This is a genomic window from Xanthomonas sp. D-99, assembly GCF_017746145.1.
Lineage (GTDB): Bacteria > Pseudomonadota > Gammaproteobacteria > Xanthomonadales > Xanthomonadaceae > Xanthomonas > Xanthomonas cissicola.
Map to the genome: position 1 here is coordinate 1 of NZ_JAGHWU010000038.1, position 22862 is coordinate 22862.

20 protein-coding genes and 1 pseudogene are annotated in these 22862 nt (G+C 65.9%); 16 read left to right on the forward strand and 5 right to left on the reverse strand.

The annotated features are described in order from the left end of the window. Positions 1 to 196 (reverse strand): annotated as a pseudogene (locus J7360_RS13930) (alpha/beta hydrolase); the annotation flags it as partial. Between the two features lie 365 nt (positions 197 to 561). Between J7360_RS13930 and J7360_RS13935 the strand changes: the two are divergent. From J7360_RS13935 to J7360_RS13975, 9 genes are all read left to right on the forward strand, one after another. Beyond that, complete coding sequence (locus J7360_RS13935) at positions 562 to 1494, forward strand: LysR substrate-binding domain-containing protein (protein WP_209034094.1); 933 nt, start codon at positions 562 to 564, stop codon at positions 1492 to 1494. Between the two features lie 567 nt (positions 1495 to 2061). Beyond that, complete coding sequence (locus J7360_RS13940; RefSeq protein ID WP_254894390.1) at positions 2062 to 3282, forward strand: allantoate amidohydrolase; 1221 nt, start codon at positions 2062 to 2064, stop codon at positions 3280 to 3282. Next, on the forward strand, positions 3272 to 4528 hold the full coding sequence (locus J7360_RS13945; protein ID WP_057658537.1) for an alanine--glyoxylate aminotransferase family protein: 1257 nt from the start codon (positions 3272 to 3274) through the stop codon (positions 4526 to 4528). Before J7360_RS13940 ends, J7360_RS13945 begins: the two co-directional genes overlap by 11 nt. Continuing rightward, the gene (gene puuE, locus J7360_RS13950; RefSeq protein ID WP_057658534.1) at positions 4525 to 5415 is read left to right on the forward strand and encodes an allantoinase PuuE; all 891 of its coding nucleotides are present in this window, start codon (positions 4525 to 4527) and stop codon (positions 5413 to 5415) included. The genes J7360_RS13945 and puuE overlap by 4 nt, the downstream gene beginning before the upstream one ends. Further along, the gene (gene hpxZ / locus J7360_RS13955; RefSeq protein ID WP_057658533.1) at positions 5412 to 5807 is read left to right on the forward strand and encodes an oxalurate catabolism protein HpxZ; all 396 of its coding nucleotides are present in this window, start codon (positions 5412 to 5414) and stop codon (positions 5805 to 5807) included. Before puuE ends, hpxZ begins: the two co-directional genes overlap by 4 nt. Continuing rightward, on the forward strand, positions 5804 to 6295 hold the full coding sequence (gene uraD / locus J7360_RS13960) for a 2-oxo-4-hydroxy-4-carboxy-5-ureidoimidazoline decarboxylase (RefSeq protein WP_057658531.1): 492 nt from the start codon (positions 5804 to 5806) through the stop codon (positions 6293 to 6295). Before hpxZ ends, uraD begins: the two co-directional genes overlap by 4 nt. Continuing rightward, positions 6292 to 7713, forward strand: a complete 1422-nt coding sequence (gene hpyO, locus J7360_RS13965) for an FAD-dependent urate hydroxylase HpyO (protein WP_057658529.1) — start codon at positions 6292 to 6294, stop codon at positions 7711 to 7713. The genes uraD and hpyO overlap by 4 nt, the downstream gene beginning before the upstream one ends. Then, entirely contained in the window at positions 7683 to 8042 is a 360-nt protein-coding gene (gene uraH / locus J7360_RS13970; RefSeq protein ID WP_081022932.1) for a hydroxyisourate hydrolase, read from the forward strand. The genes hpyO and uraH overlap by 31 nt, the downstream gene beginning before the upstream one ends. A 169-nt stretch (positions 8043 to 8211) precedes the next feature. Beyond that, entirely contained in the window at positions 8212 to 8685 is a 474-nt protein-coding gene (locus J7360_RS13975) for a DUF1456 family protein (RefSeq protein WP_057658527.1), read from the forward strand. A 181-nt stretch (positions 8686 to 8866) separates the two neighbouring features. Here J7360_RS13975 and J7360_RS13980 read toward each other — a convergent pair whose 3' ends face one another. Next, complete coding sequence (locus J7360_RS13980) at positions 8867 to 9151, reverse strand: hypothetical protein (RefSeq protein ID WP_057658525.1); 285 nt, start codon at positions 9149 to 9151, stop codon at positions 8867 to 8869. Positions 9152 to 9382: 231 nt separating this feature from the next. On the opposite strand from J7360_RS13980, the gene hrpB reads away from it, so the two are divergent. From hrpB to J7360_RS13995, 3 genes are all read left to right on the forward strand, one after another. After that, positions 9383 to 11884, forward strand: coding sequence for an ATP-dependent helicase HrpB (gene hrpB / locus J7360_RS13985; protein ID WP_057658522.1), 2502 nt, complete (start codon positions 9383 to 9385; stop codon positions 11882 to 11884). 122 nt (positions 11885 to 12006) lie between these two features. Next, a complete protein-coding gene (locus J7360_RS13990) occupies positions 12007 to 12438 on the forward strand; it encodes a hypothetical protein (protein WP_209034095.1) in 432 nt (143 codons plus the stop codon). A 286-nt stretch (positions 12439 to 12724) separates the two neighbouring features. After that, positions 12725 to 15718 carry a TonB-dependent receptor gene (locus tag J7360_RS13995; RefSeq protein WP_209034096.1) on the forward strand — a complete coding sequence of 998 codons (2994 nt, stop codon included), beginning with the start codon at positions 12725 to 12727 and terminating at the stop codon, positions 15716 to 15718. Positions 15719 to 15842: 124 nt separating this feature from the next. On the opposite strand, the gene J7360_RS14000 is transcribed toward J7360_RS13995, so the two are convergent. Next, positions 15843 to 16415, reverse strand: a complete 573-nt coding sequence (locus tag J7360_RS14000; RefSeq protein ID WP_209034097.1) for a pseudouridine synthase — start codon at positions 16413 to 16415, stop codon at positions 15843 to 15845. A 92-nt stretch (positions 16416 to 16507) separates the two neighbouring features. Next, the gene (locus J7360_RS14005; protein WP_057658515.1) at positions 16508 to 17362 is read right to left on the reverse strand and encodes a class I SAM-dependent methyltransferase; all 855 of its coding nucleotides are present in this window, start codon (positions 17360 to 17362) and stop codon (positions 16508 to 16510) included. 234 nt (positions 17363 to 17596) lie between these two features. Here J7360_RS14005 and J7360_RS14010 point away from each other — a divergent pair, with 234 nt between their 5' ends. The 3 genes from J7360_RS14010 (at position 17597) to xopE (ending at position 21108) form a co-directional block, all read left to right on the forward strand. Then, a complete protein-coding gene (locus tag J7360_RS14010; protein WP_209034098.1) occupies positions 17597 to 18568 on the forward strand; it encodes an aldo/keto reductase in 972 nt (323 codons plus the stop codon). Positions 18569 to 18699: 131 nt separating this feature from the next. Next, on the forward strand, positions 18700 to 19728 hold the full coding sequence (locus tag J7360_RS14015; protein ID WP_022557954.1) for an NADP-dependent oxidoreductase: 1029 nt from the start codon (positions 18700 to 18702) through the stop codon (positions 19726 to 19728). Positions 19729 to 19905: 177 nt separating this feature from the next. After that, the gene (gene xopE, locus J7360_RS14020; protein WP_057658511.1) at positions 19906 to 21108 is read left to right on the forward strand and encodes a XopE/AvrPphe family type III secretion system effector; all 1203 of its coding nucleotides are present in this window, start codon (positions 19906 to 19908) and stop codon (positions 21106 to 21108) included. 307 nt (positions 21109 to 21415) lie between these two features. Here xopE and J7360_RS14025 read toward each other — a convergent pair whose 3' ends face one another. After that, on the reverse strand, positions 21416 to 21832 hold the full coding sequence (locus J7360_RS14025; RefSeq protein WP_057658510.1) for a hypothetical protein: 417 nt from the start codon (positions 21830 to 21832) through the stop codon (positions 21416 to 21418). A gap of 162 nt (positions 21833 to 21994) precedes the next feature. Here J7360_RS14025 and J7360_RS14030 point away from each other — a divergent pair, with 162 nt between their 5' ends. Further along, on the forward strand, positions 21995 to 22858 hold the full coding sequence (locus J7360_RS14030) for a DUF2884 family protein (RefSeq protein ID WP_042806243.1): 864 nt from the start codon (positions 21995 to 21997) through the stop codon (positions 22856 to 22858). Positions 22859 to 22862 lie beyond the last annotated feature (4 nt).

Genomic DNA, 22862 nt, shown 5'->3' on the forward strand with positions numbered 1-22862 from the left:
TTTGAAGTTGTTGTTGACAACGGTATTGGCTTGCCAGCAACGGCATCAGGTCGCGGAACATGTGGCTGGCACTGGGAAACCCGTGCAACAGCAACAGGACCGGCGCGTCCTTGCGCCCTGCTTCGCGATAGAACACCTCGACATCGCCAACCTGCTCGGTGCGATAGCTGATGCGCTGGGTGGCGTCGTGGGACATGCTGCCTCCGTCAGTAATGGGGTGTGGGCGCCGCACCTGTCGGCTGCACGCAATCTGCCGGCCCCCAGCAACAGTGCGGTGCCAACCCAGCACAGGCGCAGGATGGAGCGACGCGCGTCCACCGACGGCGCATGTTGCCGGCGGGTGTTGATGGATGGGGCGGCGCAGATGCGGGTGCGGCAACGCGTGTGCAATGTCGGCCATGCTAGGTGCGCCGGCCTGGCACGAGAACCACCCTGGCGTTCAATGTAGCATTGCATCGCGCGCAATGCCGCAACCACTGTTGCGTTCGCATGCGCTGCATGGCGCATATGGCATCCAGGGGTTGATCACATCGGGCTGCTAGGCTGCGTGCCCGGTCGAAGGTGATTGTCGAAGACGAGGCGCAGGTGGACCGCATCCAGGAAATGACGCTGTTTGCCGCGCTGGCCGAGCACACCAGCTTTGCGGGTGTGGCGCGCCATCTGGGCATTTCCACCGCCACGGTCACGCGCACCATCGCTCAGCTGGAATCGCGGCTGGGCGTGCTGCTGGTGGTGCGCAGCACACGCACCATGCGGTTCACCGCGGCAGGGCAGCAGTATGCAAGCGACTGCCGGCGCCTGTTGGCCGAGCTGGAGGATGTCGAAAGCCGCGCCGCCGGCCTGCATGCGCTTCCCAGCGGCTTGCTCACCGTGACTGCGCCGCAGATGTTCGGCGCTCTGCATGTGACACCTGTCGTGGCGCACTTCCTCGGCCGCTATCCGGCCATGCGCGCCCGTGCCCTGCTGGTGGACCGTGTCGTGCCGCTGCTGGAAGAAGGCATCGATGTGGCGATCCGGATCGGCACGTTGCCCGATTCGTCGCTGACTGCCATCCTGGTCGGCAGCGTCCGTCGCATGGTGTGTGCCTCGCCCGGCTATCTTGCAGAACACGGCATACCGCAGCACCCGGACATGCTGCCGCAGCACGCAACGATTTCCACCGCTGCGGCAGAACGCACGCCCAGGTGGGCGTTCCGTCTGGATGGACGTGCGCATGAGGTGGAGGTTGCCTCGCGCCTGAGCGTCAGCGCATTCAACGCCGCCATCGTTGCCGCGGTGGATGGGTGGGGCCTCACACAAGTGCCGTCCTACCAGGTTCGCCAACACCTGCAGGACGGAACGCTGGTCAGCGTGCTGGATGCCTTCGAGATCGCGCCCGAACCGGTGCACGTGGTCTATGTCGAAGGCCGCCGCGGCTCGTCGAAGGTGCGCACGTTCGTGGACGAGTGCGTGGCTGCATTACGGCACGACCTTGGATGTGCGGACGGCGGTTGAGCGGCGCCAGGCAGCCCGGTCATGCCGTTGGCTGCCGCACGCGCGCGAACGCGCGCCTGACCGCAGCAGCGCCATGCAGTCGATCAGCAGATGCAGTTGCAGTGCGATCCTCCCGAACTCTACGACCAGCCGTCTCCGCCCACGTGCGCGCTTTTTCCCGACGTTTTCCTTCGCACGGGGTGTTCGCATGGCCTGCGCGTGATGCAGGCACCCGCGGCGGTGCGGTGCGTCCGCTGCGTTGCTGACGACGGGTGCGGGCAAGACGTGACCTACGGGCCGCTGGCACGCGCACGCGTTCGCAGGATGCAGTCCTCGCAGGGGCATGCCTGCGCCGGCAGCCCCATGCCAGCGGGCCAAGCCCGCGTTGCATTTTTTGCAGCCCAAGCCCGCGAAAAAACTCTTTGATGGCGACAGGACTGCCTCCCTATAGTCGAGGCGCCACCTCTCCCACCTGCTCCCGGACTGCACTTGCGCCCTCCGCGAGCCCCCGTTGGTCCGTCGATGCCCGCTGCCCTGCCGTCCCGCCAAGTCGCTCCCGACCTCGCTGCTCCTGGCGGTGCGCGTGCGGTGGCACGCTGCGACGCGCTGGGCGTTGGGCCCTACAGCGACAGCGATACCGGGCTATTCCGCGGCTGGCTTGGTCCTGCCCACCGTGCCGCGGTGGAACAGGTAGGCACCTGGATGCAGGCGGCCGGCATGCAGGTGCGCATCGATCCCCTGGGCACATTGGTGGGCCGATACGCCGGCACGCAGCCAGACGCACCGGCGCTGCTGATCGGCAGCCACCTGGACAGCGTGCGCGATGCCGGGCGCTACGACGGCCCGCTCGGCATCCTGCTCGGCATCGAATGCGTCGCCGCGCTGCATGCGCAGGGACGCCGGCTGCCGTTTGCCATCGAGGTCATCGCCTTCGGCGACGAAGAAGGCTCGCGCTTTCCCGCGTCCATGTTCTGCAGCCGCGCGGTGGCCGGCACGCTCGACCCCACCGCGCTGGCGGTCACCGATGCCGCCGGCATCACGGTGGCCAGCGCGCTGGCCGCGTGGAACCTGGACATCGCCCACGTGCACCACGCCGCCCGCGCCCCGGGCAGCGTGCTGGCGTATCTGGAAACGCATATCGAACAAGGCCCGGTCTTGGAAGCGGAAGGAGTGCCGCTGGGCATCGTCAGCGCCATCGCCGCGCAACGACGCTTCGCCCTGCGCTTCGAAGGTCGCGCCGGACATGCCGGCACCACCAGCATGGCGCTGCGCCGCGACGCCTTGAGCGCCGCGGCCGAAGCGCTGCTGGCCATCGAACGGATCGCCCGCGCTGGCAGCAGCGACCTGGTCGCCACCGTCGGCAAGCTGCAGGTGGCGCCCGGCGCCGCCAACGTGGTGCCGGGGCGTGTGGACTGCTCGATGGACGTACGTGCGGGCAGCGATGCAAGCCGCGACGCCGCCGTGCAGCAGATCCAACAGGCACTGGCGCAGATCGCCATCCACCGCGGCGTCGCCATCGCCATCGAGCCACTGCAGACGCTGGCCGCCAGCCCCTGCGCCCCGGCACTGATCACGCGCCTGGAACACGCGGTTGCCGCGCAAGGCATCGCACCGCGCCACCTGGTCTCCGGTGCGGGCCACGATGCCATGGTGATGGCAGCGCTGTGTCCCACGGCGATGCTGTTCGTGCGCTGCGCCGGCGGGATCAGCCATCATCCGGACGAACATGTCGATCCGGCCGATGCCGAGATCGCTTTGGCGGTCATGCGCCACTTTATCGACCACCTGGGAGATCCCCTTGTCACCTGATCTGCGTCAGCTGCACACCTTCGGCGAACTCGATCCTCCGCAGCGCCTGTTGATGGGCCCGGGCCCGGTCAATGCGCATCCGCGCGTGCTGCGTGCGATGGCGGCCGATCTGCTGGGGCAGTTCGATCCGGAAATGACCACCTACATGAACGAGGTGATGGCGCTCTATCGGCCGTTGTTCGGCACCGAGAATCGCTGGACGTTCCTGGTCGATGGCACCGCGCGCGCCGGTATCGAAGCGGCGCTGGTCTCGTTGGTCAGCCCGGGCGAGCGCGTGCTGGTGCTCAACTTCGGCCGCTTCGGCTTGTTGCTCACCGAAATCCTGGGCCGCCTCGGCGCCGAGGTGCACAGCGTGGATGCGCCGTGGGGCCAGGTGCTGCCGCTGGGCGCGATTGCCGAGGCCATCGAGCGCGTGGCACCCAAGCTGGTGGCCACCGTACACGGCGATACCTCCACCACCATGGCGCAGCCGCTCGATGGCGTCGGCGCACTATGCCGCGCAGCCGGCGCGCTGAGTTATGTGGACGCCACCGCCACCATCGGCGGCATGCCCATCGCCAGCGATCGCTGGGACGTGGATGTGGTCACCGGCGGTTTGCAGAAATGCCTGGGTGGGCCATCCGGCTCGGCACCCATCACCGTGTCCGAGCGCGCGGCCGCGGCCATCTTCGCGCGTCGCCATGTTGAACGCGGCATCGTGCGCGACGACATCGCCAACGGCAGCGGCCCGCGCATCGCCTCGAATTATTTCGACCTGGCGATGATCATGGATTACTGGTCGGACAAGCGCCTCAACCACCACACCGAAGCCACCACCATGCTGTACGGCGCCCGCGAATGCGCACGCGTGGCCTTGCAGGAAGGCCTGGATGCGCGCTTCGCGCGCCATGCGGCGGCCGGGCGCGCGGTCAGCGCCGGCATCCGCGCGTTGGGGCTGGAGGTCTTTGGCGACGATGCGCATCGCATGACCAATGTCACCGGCGTGGTGATTCCGCCCGGCATCGACGGCGAGGCGGTACGCCGGCGCATGCGCGAGGATTTCGAGATCGAGATCGGCACCGCGTTCGGCCCGCTGCAAGGCAAGATCTGGCGCATCGGCGCGATGGGCTACAACGCGATGAAGCACAAGGTGCTGATCACCCTGGCCGCACTGGAAGCGGTACTGCGCGCCGAAGGCTATGCCTGCACGCACGGCCTGGCGGTGGAAGCGGCACTGGCCGCCTGGCATGCGGAAGCGCAGGCATGAACGCCGCGCGCGACCTGCTCGGCTATGGGGCCAGCCCGCCTGCGGCGCACTGGCCCGGCGGCGCGCGCATCGCCGTGCAGTTCGTGATCAACTACGAAGAGGGCGCGGAGAACTGCGTGCTCAACGGAGATGCGGGCTCTGAGGCGTTTCTGTCGGACATGGTCGGCGCGCAAGCGCAGCCCGGCGCCCGCGCCATGGCGATGGAAAGCCTGTACGAATACGGCAGCCGTGCCGGCTTCTGGCGGCTGCATCGGCTGTTCACCGCACGCAACGTGCCGGTGACCGTGTTCGGTGTGGCGCAGGCATTGGCATCCAATCCGGACGCGGTGGCCGCGATGCAGGCAGCCGAATGGGAAATCGCCAGCCACGGTCTGCGCTGGATCGATTATCAACACGTGGACGAGGCCACCGAGCGCGCGCATATCGCGCAGGCCATCGCCGTGCATACGCGCGTCACCGGCAGCCGCCCGCTGGGTTGGTATCAGGGGCGCACCAGCCCCAACACCGCCCGCCTGATCGCCGAAGAAGGCGGTTTTGTCTACGACGCCGACAGCTACGCCGACGACGTGCCGTACTACGACAGCCGCCACGGCCGCGCGCAGTTGATCGTGCCGTACACGCTGGATGCCAATGACATGAAATTCGTCGCCTATAACGGTTTTGCCGATGGCGAGCCGTTCTTCCGCTATCTGCGCGACAGCTTCGAGCAGTTGCGCAGCGAAGGCGGGCGCATGCTCTCGATCGGCCTGCACGGGCGCATCGTCGGCAAGCCGGCGCGTGCGGCAGCGCTGGCGCGCTTTGTGGACCACGTGCTGGCCAGCGGCGATGCCTGGATTGCGCGCCGCATCGATATCGCGCGCCATTGGCTGCAGGTGCATCCGGCATGAGCATCGCAAGCGCCGACATCGATCTGCCCGAGGTGATCGCGCAAGTGACGGCCGCCTTCCATGCCTATGAAACGGCGCTGATGGGCGACGACATCGCTGCGATGGATGCGCTGTTCCATGCAGCGCCCAGCACCGTGCGTTATGGCGTGGGCGAAGTGTTGTACGGCATCGATGCGATCCGCGCATTTCGCAGCGGCCGCGGTGGCTCGCCGCAGCGCCGGCTGACGCATGTGCAGGTGCATGGTTTCGGCCACGATTTCGCCACCACCCACGCCGAATTCATTCGAGACGGCAGTACTGCACGCGGGCGGCAGAGCCAGAGCTGGGTGCGCTTTGCCGACGGCTGGAAAGTGGTGGCCGCGCATGTCTCGCTGCAAGGCACGCACGCATGAGCGTGGTCGACGACCCCGGGCTGGACGATGCCGCCTTCATGGCGCGCTATCGCGACCTGTTCGAACACTCGCCGTGGGTGATCGAACGTGCGCTGCGGCGACGGCCGTTCGCCGATGTGCACAGCGGCCTGATGCAGGTTGTTTACGACGCATCGCCGCAAGATCAGGTCGCACTGATCCGCGCCCACCCCGAGCTGGCCGGCAAGGCCGCGCTCGAGCGCACGCTCACTGCCGCATCGGCCGCAGAGCAGGCTTCGGCCGGGCTGGACCGGCTCGACGAAGACCAGTTCAAGCGCTTCCACGCGCTCAATCAGGCCTATCGCCACCGTTTCGGATTCCCGTTCGTGATCTGTGTGCGACTGCACGACAAGGCCGGCATCCTGGCCGCGCTGGAGCAGCGCCTGGACGCATCGCGCAACGCAGAGATCGCCACCGCCATTGCCGAAATCGGCAAGATCGTTCACCTGCGCCTGGAGGCACTGCCATGAGCCTGGCCCACCTCGAACGTACCCTCGCCCACGACCTGCAATGCCTGGCCCACGGCGGTGATGCCTGGGTGCAACCGCGTGTGCATCCGGGCGGGCACGTCTACGACGTGATCATCGTCGGCGCCGGGCAGAGCGGCCTGGGAGCGGCGTTCGCGCTGCAACGCGAGCGTGTGCACAACGTGCTGGTGATCGACGAAAACCCGGCCGGCCAGGAAGGCCCGTGGGTGACCTACGCACGCATGCAGACCTTGCGCACGCCCAAGCACATCACCTCGATCGATCTGGGCGTGCCATCGCTCACCTTCCGCGCGTGGTGGGAAGCGCAATACGGCAGCGCCGCATGGGACGCGCTGGACAAGATCCCGCGCGCGCTTTGGATGGATTATCTGCGCTGGTATCGCACAACGCTGCGCTTGCCGGTGCGCAACGCCACCCGCCTGGTCCGGGTGGAACCGGACCTGGCACCGGGCATCCATCGCCTGCATCTGGCGATGGGCGCGCCCCTGCTCACACGCAAGCTGATCCTGGCCACCGGTATCCAGGGCGGCGGCCAGTGGGTGGTGCCCGAGTGGATCAGCCGCGCCCTGCCCGCGCATCGCTACGCGCATACGTCCGGCCACATCGATTTCGCCGCACTGGCCGGCAAGCGTGTGGGCATTCTGGGCGGCGGCGCCTCGGCTTTCGACAATGCCTGCTTTGCGCTCGAACAAGGCGTCGCCAGTGCCGAGGTGTTCGTGCGCCGCAGCGAATTGCCGCGCATCAATCCGTTCCGGCACATGGAACAGGCCGGCATCATTCCGCGTTTTCTGGCACTGCCGGATGCAGACAAGTATCGGATGATGGCCAGCTTCTTCGCGCACAACCAACCACCCACCAACGACACCTTCCAGCGCGCCTGTGCGCATGCCGGCTTCGCGCTGCACCTTGGCGCGCCGTGGCTGGACGTGGCCGAGCGCGACGGCGAGATCGTCGTGCGCACGCCGCAGCGCGAACACCGCTTCGATTTCCTTGCCATCGCCACCGGCCTGGTCACCGATCCGCGGCTACGTCCGGAACTGGCCGCGCTGTCCGGGCGCATCGCCTGCTGGGGCGACCGCTATCGGCCACCGCCTGGCCAGGCCAATCCGGTGCTGGACGCACATCCCTATCTGGGACCCGGGTTCGAACTGCTGCCACGCACGCCCGACGATGCCGCGCTGCTGCATGGGCTGTTCGCCTTCAACTATTCGGCGCTGATCAATCACGGCCCGTCGGCCGCGGCACTGTCCGGACTGAAGGTGGCACTGCCGCGGCTGGCCCGCGCAGTGGCCGACCAGTTGTTCCTGGACGACCGCCAGGCCATCGTCGACCAGTATTTGGCCTACGACCAACCCGAATTCATTGGCCAATGGCCGCAGCGCACCCAGGCGGTGGCATGAGCACGCTGTCCACGCACGTGCTGGACACCGCCAGCGGCCGCCCCGCCGCCGGCGTGCCGCTGCGGCTGTTCGCTGGCGATACGCTGCGCTTCGAGGGCGTCACCAATCTCGACGGCCGCTGCCCGGACCTGGCCGCGCTCGCGCTGCAGCCCGGCCGCTACCGGCTGGAATTCGACCTGGCACGCTACTGGCAGGCCACCGGCATGGCGCTGGCCGACCCGCCGTTCCTGGACCGCATCCCGATTGCCTTCGGCATCGCCGACGACGGCCACTACCATGTGCCGCTGTTGCTCTCCCCGTACGGGTACTCCACCTACCGCGGCAGCTGAGCGCTGCGTCGTGCCGCAATGCAGGCCGTTTGGACCCTTCTGCACGATGGTCTGCGCTTCCATCGCACTGCCAGCGCGGGTGACCCGCTGCGCACCGTGTCAGACCGGTTTCACTCAAGCCCCGTAGAATGGCCGCTTTCCGGCGACAGGCCGGGGCACCGGAACGGTCATGATCCACAACGATGTACTGCGCAGCATCCGCTATATGCTCGACCTCAGCGACGACAAGGTGGTGGACATCACCCACCTGGCCGACCCCGAGTTCGCGCTCGACAAGCCGCAGGTACAGGCCTGGCTGAAGAAGGAAGACGAGCCGGGCTTTGAGCCCTGCACCGATGCGATGCTGGCGCGTTTTCTGGATGGCCTGGTGCTGCGCTTCCGCGGCCGCGACGAGAGCCAGCCGCCACGCCCGCTGGAAACCCGCGTCGGCAACAACCTGGTGTTGAAGAAGCTGCGCGTGGCCTTCGAACTGAAGGAGGTCGACATGCACGCCATCTTCGCCAGCGCCGGTTTCCCGCTGTCCAAGCCGGAACTTTCCGCACTGTTTCGCCAACCCGGCCACAAGAATTTCCGGCCCTGCGGCGACCAGTTGCTGCGCGCCTTCCTCAAGGGCCTGACCGCCCGGATGCGCGAAGCGGGATGATCTTCAGCGCACGCGCTTGGCCGCTGGCGATTGTCCAGCGGATGGCCTTTGTCCGGCGCAAGAGCATTGTTGAGAACCGCACGCACGACCTAAATCACCACCACGGTACGAATGACCGTGCGCCATCCGTACCGTAGGCGTCAGATTACGCGTGACGGCGCCCAAAACGCAGCAGGTGCGATCAGCTGAAACGTCTGTTGCGGATCTGCTCGCGTTCTTGTTCGGTCATATCATCCATGTGGATGTAGTGGACGCCTTGTCCGCGCGGGGCACTGAGAAGCTGCGACTCGATGTCCTCCTGGTCGCCGTCGGGCGAGGAGATCAGACCCACGATGGTACCGTGCGGGGCAACCCGCCATAGCGCCACACGTTGGAAGACGCGCACTTGGTCGGTATCGGTCGCTTGGGGATAGGTAGCGTACCAACCATCGGCAGGCAGGTAGCGATAAGAACCGTAGTCGTTCATAGCGTCTCTGGATTGGCGGAGTGGCCTGCTGATTGTGGAAAGACCTTGACCGAAGTGGATACGGGGATTTCCGATTTAGCGCTGCGATTACGTATCTCGCACCCGATGTTTCGCTGCAGCGTGGAGCGTTTCGTGCGCTGTATGAGGGTGAGCCAGAACGCAGCGGGCTGCCGGCAGTGGCGCACAGGTCTCTGTCGCACTCTATGCAGCAGAAACGTATCCTTCCCGCGCATGACCGACCCCGCTTTTCCGATCTCCCCGTTATTGCCGCAGATTCGCGACAGTCTCGCCGCGCATCCGCGGCTGGTGCTGGAAGCGCCGCCCGGCGCCGGCAAGACCACCCAGGTGCCGTTGGCGCTGCTGGACGCACCGTGGCTGGCCGGCCGCAAGATCGTGATGCTGGAGCCGCGCCGCGTGGCGGCCCGCAGCGCGGCGCAGTTCATGGCGCGCCAGCTTGGCGAGCCGGTCGGCGAGACGGTGGGATATCGCATCCGCTTCGAGAACAGGACCTCCGCGCGCACCCGCATCGAAGTCGTCACCGAAGGCATCCTGACCCGGCTGATCCAGGACGACCCGATGCTGGAAAGCGTCGGCGTGCTGCTGTTCGACGAATTCCACGAACGTCATCTGGCCGGCGACCTGGGTCTGGCGCTGGCGCTGGATGTGCAGGCGCAAGTGCGCGATGACCTGCGCATCGTGGCGATGTCGGCCACGTTGGATGGCGAACGCCTGGCCGGCTTCCTGGAAGCGCCGCGGCTGAGCAGCGCCGGGCGCAGTTTCCCGGTGGAAATCGCGCACTTTCCGGCGCGCCGCGACGAAGCGCTGGAGCCGCAGACGCGCCGCGCGGTGGAGCACGCGTTGTCCACACATCCCGGCGATGTGCTGGTGTTTTTGCCCGGCCAACGCGAGATCGCGCGGGTGCACGGCGCACTGCAAGATGTGCTGGATTCGGCGGTGCAAGTGCTGCCGCTGCATGGCGAGCTGTCGGTGGAGGCGCAAAGCCAGGTGCTGCAGCCCGACCCGCAAGGCCGCCGCCGCGTGGTGTTGGCCACCAACGTGGCCGAGTCGTCGGTCACATTGCCTGGCGTACGCGTGGTGATCGACAGCGGGCTGGCGCGCGAGCCGCATTACGACCCCAACAGCGGATTTTCGCGGCTGGACGTAGCGGCCATTGCGCAGGCCTCGGCCGACCAGCGCGCCGGCCGCGCCGGGCGCGTCGCCAGCGGCTGGGCGTACCGGCTGTGGCCGCAATCGCAACGGCTGGAGCCGCAGCGCCGCGCCGAAATCACGCAAGTGGAACTGGCCGGCCTGGCACTGGAACTGGCCGCCTGGGGCAGCAGCGCGCTGCGCTTTGTGGATGCGCCACCCAGTGGCGCGCTGGCCGCCGCGCACGAGCTGCTGCAGCGGCTGGGCGCGCTCACCGCAAGCGGCGGCGTCACCGCACTCGGCCGGCGCATGCTCGCGCTGGGCACGCACCCACGCCTGGCAGCGATGCTGGCGCAGGCCGGCGAGGCGACGCGTGTCGCGCTGGCCTGCGATCTGGCCGCGCTGCTGGAAGCACGCGATCCGCTGCGCCAGGGTGGCGATGGGCTGGCTGCGCGTTGGCGGGCGCTGGCGGCATTTCGTCAGGGCCGCAGCGCGGCCGACGCCAATCGCGGTGGCCTGGCTGCCATCGACAGCGCCGCCAAACAATGGCGCCGCCGGCTGCGCTGCGACAGCGTCCCGCCATCCAGCGTCGAAGCGCACGCACTCGGCGACCTGCTATCGCATGCGTTCCCCGATCGCATCGCCGCACGCCACCCCGCCGACCCGCTGCGCTACCTGCTCGCCAACGGCCGCAGCGCGCGCCTGTTCGACCATAGCGATCTGCGCGGCGAACCGTGGCTGGTGGCCAGCGAGCTGCGCTACGAAGCTAAGGATGCGCTGTTGCTGCGTGCCGCGCCGGTGGACGAAGCCTACCTGCGTCGCAGCCTGGCCGAGCGCTTCGTGCAGCAGGACGTGGTGCAGTGGGACGCGGACAGGCGCGCGCTGGTCGCCCGCCGCCAATCCAGCTTCGACCGTATCGTGCTCGACAGCCGCCCGGCCGGCCGCGTCGATCCGGCGCATGCCGCAGGCGCGCTCACCGACGCAGTGCGTCAACTCGGCCTGGACGCCCTGCCGTGGACGGAGAACCTGCAGCAATGGCGCGCACGCGTGCAGTCGCTGCGGAGATGGATGCCCGAGCTGGCGCTGCCCGATCTCTCCGATGCAGCGCTGCTGGAGACGCTGGACACCTGGCTACGCCCGGCCTTCGCCGGCAAGACCCGCCTGGACGCGCTGGATGAAGCCAGCCTGGGCGAAGCGCTGAAGGGCGCGCTGCCCTGGGAGGGCCGCCAGTCGATCGACCGCCATGCGCCCACACGCATCAGCGTGCCCTCCGGCATGGAGCGACCAATCAGCTACGCCCTCGACCACGCCAGCCAACCGCTACCGCCGGTGCTGGCGGTCAAGCTGCAGGAACTGTTCGGCCTGGCCGAAACCCCACGCATCGCCGACGGCCGTATCCCGTTGACCTTGCACCTGCTGTCCCCCGGCGGGCGGCCGCTGCAGGTGACCCAGGACTTGAAGAGTTTCTGGGCGAATACGTATCCGGACGTAAAAAAAGAGATGAAGGGGCGGTATCCGAGGCATCCGTGGCCAGATGACCCTTGGACGGCTTCAGCAACCCACCGAGCAAAACCACGCGGCACCTGAGAGGCACCGACCCGCGGCGCGCTACCTAACCGTAAGCCAAACGGCACCCAGCTCCGCTGACGCCGCCTATACGCATCAGCGCACAGACTGCAGATCACGTACTCAGAAAGGAAACGCCTCCGATGAGCAAGCTGACTGTGATCACCGAACGCGCCCTGGAGCGTGCCCTGGAACTGGCCGGCACTGCAGGCGACCAGTTGCGTCACGCCGCGTCCAACGCGGGCGATCAGGCCCGCAACGCCGGCAGCAGCCTGCGTCATTTCGGACCGAGCGCAAGCGAATGGCTCAAGACCGGCGCCGCGCTCGGTGCCGTGCGCACCGGTGGCAAGGCTGCCAGCAAACTGGTCAAGCGCAACCCGGCCGTCACGGTTGCTGCCGCGGTCGCAGGCCTGGGTCTGATCGGCTACGCGGTGTATCGCAAGCGGCAGCGTGACCAGCAGGTGCTCGGCGGTAACGTGCATCGTCTGGACCGCGAACATGCCAACAATGCCAACGCACGGCGCGCGGCCTATCAGCGCCGCAGTGCAGTGACCCCGAGCGACGGCATCGAATAAGGCGACATTCGAAGCGAACCCTCAACGCCACGGCCTCGCGCTGTGGCGTTATCGTTTGTGGCATGCAATCCAGTGCATTGATGTCAGCGTCTGACAAACCACCGGAACTGCCATAGCGATTAGATCTAGCGACATGACAACATTCCATTTCTGAATAGCGGGTTGCGCGGTAATTAATAGCCGCGGGGTCTCACATCGCAATCAGTGCCATACATCACAGTGTGAACAGCACAGTGTGTCTGTGGCCGATGTGCTCCCACTTCCCGATCTCCAGAAGTGATGGTTCATGACGGCTCTCTCCCCCACGTTACGGCCTAGCGCGCTCGCGCTGGCGTTGTTGTTTGCCAGCGCATCGCCGCTGGCCCATGCACAATCCACCACCGGCAGCATTGCCGGCCAGGCGCCGACATCGGCCACACGCATTGCGGTACGCAGCGATACCGGGCTGACCCGCGAGGTCGAGGTGGACGCACGCGGCCGTTACGCGTTGGGCCAATTGCCGTTGGGCACCTATTCGGTCGTGGCCAAAGATGCCGCCGGCAATGTGCTGACCTCGCGCCAGGCGGTGACGCTGACGGTAGGCACCACGACCGACGTGTCGTTTGGCGCGGTGACCCAACTGGATGGCGTCAGCGTCACCGCAGATCGCGCAGCAGCGGCGATCGACGTCACCACCGTGGATTCGCGCACCGTCATCACGGCCGAACAACTGCGGCGGTTGCCGTTGGGCCGTTCGGCCGAAGCGATTGCGCAGCTGGCACCAGGTGTGGTCGGCAATAGCGGCAGCGGGACCTACAGCGGCCCGAGTGGCGAGCAATTGGTGAGCTTCGGCGGCTCTTCTGCTGCGGAGAACGCGTATTACATCAATGGCTTCAACACCACCGACCCACTCCGCGGCCTGGGTGGCCTGACCTTGCCTTACGGCAGTATCGATCAGCAGGAAATCTACACCGGCGGCTACAGCGCAAAGTACGGCCGCTCCGATGGCGGCGTGATCAATGCCGTGGGCAAACGCGGCACCAACGAATGGCATTTCGGTGGTCAGGCGCTCTGGGAGCCGGCATCCACGCGCGCCGACAAGGACGACGTGCGCTACCCGGCCAACGGCGCGTTGTACCGCCCCGACAGCCAGGACCGGCAATGGGTGTCCACCCAAAGCGTGTATGCCGGCGGCCCGTTGATCCAGGACAAGCTGTTCGTGTTCGGCTCCTATGAACTGGAACGTCGCCAGGGTCGCGAACTGGACAGCGTGGAAGACACCAATGCCGACACCAGCTATCAATACGACCGCCCGCGCTGGTACGGCAAGCTGGACTGGAACATCACCGACAATCACTTGCTGGAACTCACCGGCGCATCCAGCCGCAATGTGTATCGCGGCAGCATCTACAACTACGATTACGCGGCGCTGACCCGCGGCAGCCTGCGCGGCCAGGACGACACCACCAAGACCGGCGGCAATCTGTGGAGCGCCAAATACACCGGTTATCTCACCGACCGCCTCACCGTGAGCGCGCTGTACGGCAAGATGAAAACCGATGACTACGTCGGCAACCCCGCTTACGACGGCTCGCTGACCTATCTGTCCAACACCTCGCTGCAGAATCCCGCACTCAACGGCGGCAACCCGATCACCAACGCGCAGACGACCTCGCTGCTGGTCGACCCGGATCGCGGCAACCGTACCGACAACCTGCGATTGGATCTGAATTACGTCATCGGCCAGCACTCGATCACTGCCGGAATCGACAACCAGAACGCGCGCGCGCTCAATCGCGGCTCGGTGACCTCCGGCGACGGCTATTACTGGATCTATGGGCAATCCAACCCCAATGTGCCGATCAATACCGGCCTGGGTGTGCCGGCCACCGGCGGCATCATCAATGGCGAAGACGGCTATTACGTGCGCCGATACATCTCCAGCGCGTTGGCCTCGGTACGCTCGGCGCAACGCGCGCAATACATCGAAGACAACTGGCAGGTCAGCGACAGGCTGTTGCTCAATCTGGGGCTGCGACTGGACCAATTCACCAACTACAACCGCGATGGCGATGCCTACATCAAGCAATCCAGCGGGCAGTGGGCACCGCGCCTTGGCTTCAGCTGGGACGTCGAGGGCGATGGGCGTTTCAAGGTGTTCGGCAATGCCGGGCGCTACTACCTGGCGCTGCCGCTGAATCCGGCCTTCAACGCGGCCGGCGCCACCTTGGCAACATCCACGTACTACACCTACGGCGGCATCGATGCCAACGGTTACCCCACCGATCTGACCCAGTTCACGCAAGCGGTGTCGTCCAACAACAATTACGGCGTGCTGCCCGACCCGAAGACCGTCGCTACCTCCGGCATCAAGCCCTCGTTCCAGGACGAATTCATCCTGGGCTTTTCCAAAACGCTGGGCGAGAGCTGGGTGTACGGCGCCAAAGCCACCTACCGTCTATTGCGCAGCGGCGTGGACGACTACTGCGACATCGATGCGGTCCTGGCCAAGTCCGATGCGCTGGGCTACAACGTCACCAAGCAGAGCAATCCGGTCAGCTGCTGGTTGATCAATCCCGGCAAGGCCAACACCTTCACCCTGGTCGACACCGGCGGCAACTACGTCAGCGTGCCGCTGAACAACGCCGAGCTTGGCATGCCCGCCTTCAAGCGCAACTACTACGCGCTCAATCTGTCGCTGGAGCATCCCTTCGACAGCCGCTGGTACGCAAAGGTCGATTACACCTTCTCACGCAGCTATGGCACCACCGAAGGTCAGCTGCTCTCCAACATCGGGCAGACTGCGGTGGCGACATCTCAGGCCTGGGATTACGCGCAGCTGATGGAGCATACCAACGGCCCGCAGAGCAACGACCACACCCATCAGCTCAAGGTGTACGGCTATTACCAGCTCTCGCCGCAGTGGCTGGTGTCGGCGAACCTGGCCGTGGTCACCGGCGCGCCGTTCAGCCCGCTCGGCTCGTACGGCCCCAATTTTGAAGATCCGGCTGGTTACGGCATCGCCTATCACTACTACCAGGGCCAACCCGCACCTCCTGGCAGCCAGGGTCGCCTGCCGACGATGACGCAACTGGATCTGGGCCTTGCCTACCGTCCCGACTTTGCCGATGGCAAACTCGGGTTCAATCTGGATGTATTCAACGTGTTCAATACGCAAACTGCGTTGTGGCGCTATCCCTATTCGGAGCTTGATCCAGGGCAGCCGGATCCGCTGTATGGCGCGGCAAACGTGCGACAGGCGCCGCGCTCGCTGCGGGTCAGCGTGAGCTTCGATTATTGAGTGTGGGTGCAGGGGACGTTTCGCCGCCCTGCGCTTGAGGTCAGCTCACAGCAGGACGATGCAGCCGCCAGGCACGCGCGGCCGGTGCTGATGCCGTCGGTTCGCACACCGCGTGCGCGTCGGTTCAGCGCCGGCTCCGGCTCGGCCGTGCGTTGGTTGTCGCTTCAACGCGCCACTGCCCGGGCGCCAACGTCTCCAGCCGCCAATCGCCGATGGCCACGCGCACCAGGCGCAAGGTCGGCAAGCCCACCGCTGCGGTCATGCGCCGCACCTGCCGGTTGCGGCCTTCGGTGATCTGCAGCTCCAGCCAGGCATCGGGCACGGTCTTGCGCACGCGCACCGGTGGATCGCGCGGCCACAGCTGCGGTGCCGGGTCGAGCATGCGCACCTGTGCCGGCCGGGTGGGGCCATCGTTGAGCACCACCCCGTCGCGCAATGCCTGCAGTTGTTCGGCTTGTGGCGCGCCTTCCACTTGTACCCAGTACGTCTTGGGCTGTTTATGGCGCGGGTCGGTCAGCCGATGCGCCAATGCACCGTCGTCGGTCAGCAACAGCAAGCCTTCGCTGTCGTGGTCCAGGCGGCCTGCGGCATATACATCGGGCGGCAAGCCGAATTCGGCCAGCGTGCGTTTGGGCGGCTGCGAGCGGTCGCTGGATTGCGAGAGCACACCGTAAGGTTTGTTCAACAACACCAACATTGCCAATCCTGTTGCGCGACGCGCCGCACGAACCCGATGCCGTCAAATATCTGCATGCCGACACGCGCAACGTGCCGGCATGCAGGTCTGCGTCAGCGCTTGACGAACTTCAAGGTCATGCGGTCGCTCTCGCCGATGGCCTGGTACTTGGCGTCGTCGGCCTTGTCATGGCTGTTGCTGGGCGGCAGCGTCCACACACCGCCTGGGTAATCCTTGGTGTCGCGCGGGTTGGCGTTGACCTCGCTCTTGCCAACCAGGGTGAAACCGGCGGCTTCGGCCATTGCAATCAGCTGCGTCTGGCCAACGTAGCCACTCTTGTCGTCGGCCGGCACATCGGCCTTGGCGCGATGTTCGACCACGCCGAGCACGCCACCGGGCTTGAGCACCTTGTAGAAGCCGGCGAACATCGCCTCGGCAGTGCCGGCCATGCGCCAGTTGTGCACGTTGCGGAAGGTCAGCACCAGGTCGGCGGAGTTGTCCACGCCGAAGGACGGCGACTTGGGAACATACGACACGAGCGAGGGCTTGCCATACACTTCCGGCTTGGCATGGAACTTCTTTTCCAGCTCGTCGCGTGCACGCTGCGCGTACTCGCGGCTGCGGCCTTCCGGTGCCGACGCCGGGTCGACCACGGCGGCCACGTACTTGCCCTTTTCGCGCAGGTACGGCGCCAGGATTTCCGAATACCAGCCGCCGCCCGGCGTAATTTCGATGACGGTCTGGGTCGGCTTGATGCCAAAGAACGCCAGCGTCTGGCCAGGGTGGCGATATTGGTCGCGCTGCACGTACGCGCGGTCGCGCCAGTTGCCATCGATGGCCGCCTGCAATGCGGCGTCGGGCGCCGGCAAGGTCGCGCTATCGGCTGGCTTTACCGCCATCGCCAGCGGCGCGCTCATCGCCACCACCACACCCATCACACATGCACAGGCCAGCTTGTTGCGGATCATCGCAGCACCCTCATCCGGGAAAAGTAGCGCGAGCCTAGCATGCGCTCCAGGGCCTGCCTGCCATCTGCCCGTCGTGCATTCGCGCAAGGCCTGTTGCGGCCTCCCGTTGCCCATATGTTCAGATCCTGTGAGCTGCCGAGGACGATCTGCGGAACGCTGAATCCACGCAGATGTCACACGCAACATCGGTGTGCGTGACTATCCTGTTGCCAGTTCGAATCAGGAGCATCCACGATGACCCAACCCCGCGCACTCGGCCGCTCCGGCCTGCAGCTTCAACCGATCGTCTTCGGCGGCAATGTGTTCGGCTGGAGCGCCGATGAGGCGACCTCGTTCGCCTTGCTCGATGCATTCGTGGATGCCGGCTTCAATCTTATCGATACGGCCGATGCTTACTCCGGCTGGGTGCCCGGCAATCGCGGCGGCGAATCGGAAACCATCATCGGGCGTTGGCTTGCGCGCAGCGGGAAGCGCGACAAGGTGCTGATCGCCACCAAGGTGGCCAAATGGAGCGAGCATCCCGGTCTGTCGCCGGACAACATCGCAGCGGCAGTGGAAGATTCGCTGACGCGTCTGCAGACCGATGTGATCGATCTGTACCAGGCGCACGAAGACGACGAATCGATTCCGCTGGAAGCCACGCTGGCCGCGTTCGGCCGATTGATCGAACAGGGCAAGGTGCGTGCGATCGGCGCGTCCAACTACAGCGCCGCGCGCCTGCGCGATGCGTTGGATATTTCCGAGCAGTACAGACTGCCGCGCTACGAAAGCCTGCAGCCGGAATACAACCTGTACGATCGCGCCAGTTACGAAGCCGAACTGGAGCCCCTCGTGCGCGAGCGCGAGCTGGGCGTGATCAGCTACTACTCGCTGGCAAGCGGCTTTCTCACCGGCAAATATCGCAGCGCAGACGATGCCGGCAAGAGCAGCGCACGCGGTGCATCGGTGGTCAAGCAATACGTCAACCCGCGTGGCCTGCGCATCCTGCAGGCGCTGGACGATCTGGCCGTGACGCACAACGCCACGCCTGCACAGATTGCGCTGGCCTGGCTGATCGCGCGCCCCGGCCTGACCGCGCCGATCGTCAGCGCCACCAGCGTGACCCAGTTGCATGATGTGCTGGCAGCCGCACGCGTGGCACTCAGTGCCGATCAGATTGCGCAACTCGACAGCGCCAGCGCGCCGGAGTCATCGGACTCCCGCTAGTACATCAGTGGGCATGTCGCGTCGTTGCCGAACATGCACCCTGTACCTGTGACAGCACTCCCTCGCGCAGCCGCATCAGCGGCTGTGCCCACCCGACCGCGCATGCGCGGACTGTTTGCGAGCCATCCCCCATGACGTCCATCATCAACCGCCGCATCGTGCTGGCATCGCGCCCGCACGGAGAACCCAGCGCAGACAACTTCCGCATCGAAGAGGTCGCCGTCGCACCGACTGGCCACGATCAGATTCTGGTCCGCAATCACTTCCTGTCGCTGGACCCGTATATGCGTGGCCGCATGGACGAAGGCCCCTCCTACGCCGCGCCGGTGGCCATCGATGCCGTGATGGAAGGCGGCACCGTCGGCGAAGTCATCACGTCCAATCACGCCGACTATCATGCTGGCGATCTGCTGGTGCTGCCCGGCGGCTGGCAGACGCATAGCCTGCTGACCCCGACAACGCCCTTGCGCAAGCTGCCCAAGGACGACAGCCTGCCACCGAGCACCGCGCTTGGCGTGTATGGCATGCCTGGCTTTACCGCGTATGCGGGCCTGCATGAAATCGGCAAGCCACAGCCCGGCGAAACGCTGGTGGTCGCTGCCGCCAGCGGCCCGGTCGGCGCCACGGTGGCGCAGCTGGCACGCCTGCAGGGCCTGCGCGTGGTCGCCATTGCCGGCGGCGAAGAGAAAGTACGTTACCTGCGTGACATGCTGCATGTGGATGTGGCGCTGGACCACCGCGCCGACGACTTTGCAGAGCAATTGCGTGCCGCAACACCGAACGGCATCGACATCTATTTCGAAAATGTTGGTGGCAAGGTGTTCGATGCGGTGCTGCCGCGGCTCAACGACTTCGCACGCATCCCGGTCTGCGGCGTGATCGCGACCTACAACAGCCGCGGGCAAGCCCACCCCGGCCCGGATCGCCTGCCCGACTTCATGGGCCAGGTGCTGCGTAAACGCCTGACGGTGCGCGGCTTCATCCAGCACGATTTCATCCGCCTGATGCCTGCCTTCCTGCGCGAAATGGGCCAGTGGCTTCGCGAAGACAAAATTCAGTACCGCGAGCACGTGCTGCACGGCCTGGACAGCGCCCCGCAGGGCCTGATCGACGTATTGCGCGGCAAGAACTTCGGCAAGGCCGTCGTCGCGCTTGCCTAGCGATAGTCACCGCGCTCTTTACCACCCGCTCGCTTTTGCGATCTCCATTCCAAGGCAATGCGATGAGCGGGGCGCCAGCGCCAGTCACTCGTGATCCCACACACGACTTCGGCGAACTGACAACGCGCGCAGAGACCCTTGCCAAACTTGATGCCAGGGTCATGATCGGAGCGCGACATGGGACTATGCATTTCAAAGCCGGCGACGTCAGGGTCGAGCGTGGCAGCGTCACCCGAACGCCACCCAAACCCTGCCTCAGAGCAGCTTAACCCCCACCCGCCTTCCGTTCCCGAGACGTCGGTTTCACCTAGCCTGCAGGGCTTGGTGACACGCGGCGCTCCCCGTGCGAGGCGGGGGCGTTCTGGAAAACCGACCCTGCAGCCGCACGAAGTTCAGCAGACCGCCTATCAACTCGGAATGCGCCTCAGCGGCAGGCCCATCGAAGACGTTCGCGACCGTCAACGCCTGGCCGACGCCACGGCGACGGTGCACGAGACACGGCTGGCCTTGCACCATGGACGAGGTAATATCGAGGGCGATTTGCGGCTCAGCAATGGGCGCAGCTCCACTTGTAGTTACCTGTCTTACAGTTTCCTGTCTTACTGGCCCGGTAAACATGACATCAATTTGATGGCAGGTTGCGCGCTGGCTGTCGGCGCAGGCAATTGTGACCAAAACGCAGCGATCAACACACGCCGTCATGCGGTCCGCATGGAGGGTGGCGGGCAGATCATGAACGTCTGTGACGAAGCGTGCGCCCACATGTACGCGCTGTACCAGCCCCCAGGCTCGGCGGAGGCGGAAGACTCGGCTGTCGTTCTCGACTCATGGTCCGATGGTCCGGCGGTTCTGCTCAGGGATTCGGGCTGGGCCGGAACATACGGCACATCCACCTATGTGATTGAGCGCTTCGACAAGCCCGGTGCAATCGATGCGCTGGCCAGGACCCGCGCATTGCAAGCCGAAATCGAGGATCCGCAAACCGAGTTCCATGCACATCTGCGCGGCGTGGAGAGCGTCGTTCGCACCCCGCCCGTACCTCGCAAGATTTATGCCTCGACTACGGTCATCGACCCCGATCTGGCCGAACGCACGCGTCAGCGGCTGCAGGAGCTCGCGCCGCGGACGCGTAAGGCGCTGGCCGCCGATGCTGCGCGGCAAGCCTATGGCCTGGATGACGCACAGCCCATCTCGCCGCGCACGACTGCAGCGATCCTGAAAGATGCCGCGCGCCTGGATGCCTTGGGTCGCCCGCCTTTGAGTTGGGCACCAACTTCTCACACACGGCTGAAGCGTTTTGTCACCAGTGCCCGGACCAATGCAAGGCAGGCTTTCTGGTATGGGCGCGGGTGGCGCCCGCCTGTCAGGGGGACGATATGAGAACGCCCCTTTCAATCGGGCGAACAGCTGCATTCAGCGATATACCGTCGTCGGCCTGATGGGCTGGCGGCGGCATGCCGAACGCATGTGCTGCGCAATACGTCGTTGGGGGACGGCGGAATTCGGCTGCGCGGCACCGGCAACCTGTGCGCAAGACCGTGCCGTAATGCACGATCCGTGCAGAAACCCAGGGTTGAAGATGCTCAGGTGATGCTGCCAGGCAAGATGCACCTTTGAGCGAACGCGCAAGCGTCAGCTGTGACCCACGTGCAGGACACATGACCGCGAGGGTGCGGATCGATTGCCACTAGTTAACCGGCCCGATCGCCATCGCCTGGCGGTCGATGCGGTGCTTTTCCGCAAGCGCCTGCATGCCTTGCAAGGTCGAAGCAATCAGGCTCGCGTAACGCAGCCGCCATAAGGTGGCGCGGTCGTTGTCGTCGTGCGTGCTGCCCAGGCCGTCGAGCACCTGCGGCAGACGGCGATCGGCAAGCGCAGATGCGGCCAGGTAGGGCTTTGCAGGAGCGATGACATCCACCGGCTCGCGCCAGTCGTTGGCCACCTGCCGTGCGATGCCGGCCAGGTGCGAAAGCTGGTGCATGCCGATCAGCGTCTCGTGCAGCATCTCGCGGCATGCCCATTGCCACAACGCCACCTTTTCCGATGGGTCCTGCGCAATCTCGGTAAGCGCCAGGTCTACCTTTTCGATGCGTGGGTCGAGCATTGTGCGGCTCCGATGCTGCTGTGCAACATAATTCACACCATCGGCCGTGAGAATCAAGTGAGCTAGTCGTTTGAATGCTGTCAGTGCGCCGATGCTCGACCGGGTTCACGCTTCGCTGCCGTCTGTCATCGCGTGCACCATCGGCACCCTGACTTCCTGCCCATGGCGGCGTCCTGCGCCGTGCGCAATGCTGCTGGCCCCGATTCCAGGGCCAGCCCCATGCGCAGTCCCGTGTTTCTCGCACCGTTGTGGCTGCTGGTGGCCTGCGCCGCGCAGGCCCAGACCACGGCCCCGCGGCTGTCCTCGCAGCAATGCGATGTCAGCACCTCCTACGACGTACTGGCGGACACCGGCGGCATCTGGCTGCGCCGCAAACAGGGCCTGCCGCGCGAGATCTTTTTCCACGGTGGCGAGCTCAACGTGGACCGCCAGCCGCAGCCGGTCAGCGCCGCCGACGCGCAACGCCTGCGCGAACTGGAGCAAGGCACGCGCGCGCTGATGCCGGCAGTGGCGTCGATCGCCCAGTCGGTGGTCGACATCACCTTCGATGCGCTGAACGGCGTGGTGCACGTGCTGTCCGGCAGCGCGCGCCAGCAGCGCAAGGTGGAGCAGCTACGCACAGCCGCACGTGCGCAGGTCGATGGCAGCCTCGGGCGTGGGCGATGGGAGCAAGCGTTGTTCGACGAGCGCTTCGAAGCCCACGTCGAACAAGCCGCCGAAGAACTGGCCGGTAGCCTGACCCGCAACGTGCTGTGGACGGTCATGACCGGGCGTACTGCACAGCTGGAGCGCCGCGGCGCGGAACTGGACGCGCAGATGGAACAGCGGATGCAGGCGCGCAGCGATGCGCTGGAAGCACAGGCACAGACGCTGTGCACGCAGGCGCAGGCGCTGTACGGGGTACAGCAGGCGCTGGACTATCGCTTCCAGGGCGAGCGGCTGCAGATGCTGGAACTCAACACGCATCAGCAGAAACACGATGCCGATGCAGCGGTGTCCAGCGCTGTGGCGACAGCTGCGCATTGACCTT